Source organism: Shewanella sp. ZOR0012, from assembly GCF_000798835.1.
Classification (GTDB): Bacteria; Pseudomonadota; Gammaproteobacteria; order Enterobacterales; family Shewanellaceae; genus Shewanella; species Shewanella xiamenensis.
In genome coordinates, this window is the sequence record NZ_JTLE01000022.1 from 1 (window position 1) to 378 (window position 378).

The 378-nt window shown below is 39.2% G+C and carries 1 pseudogene; it reads left to right on the forward strand.

The features are described 5' to 3' along the window. Positions 1–99: 99 nt before the first annotated feature. Positions 100–378, forward strand: a pseudogene (locus L976_RS23570) (transposase); the annotation flags it as partial.

Sequence of the window (378 nt, forward strand, 5' to 3'; positions counted from 1 at the left end):
ACTTTTGATGGTTCTTTTTTGAACAATATTAACTTTTACAAGTTGTAGGTAAACGGAAAGTGCATTATGTTGTTGATTTAAAATGGGTGGCTCGATTTACTACGGGCGGCATTAAAAGGTGAGCAGCCTAGTAATCTATTACCGTTTATTGGTAACGAGTGTGACAACCAACCCAATGGCATTGCGTTTTCCTTAACCGATTACCTTCAATTGGTGGAAGATACAGGCCGAATCATTCGCAATGATAAACGTGGAAGCATCAGTGAAAATAGTGGTAAGTTACTGACCAGATTAAATATCCCCCATGACAATTGGCTCAAATTGACTACCGAGTTTGGTAAGCTATTTCATGGTCCAGTAGGCACATTACAAGAACTG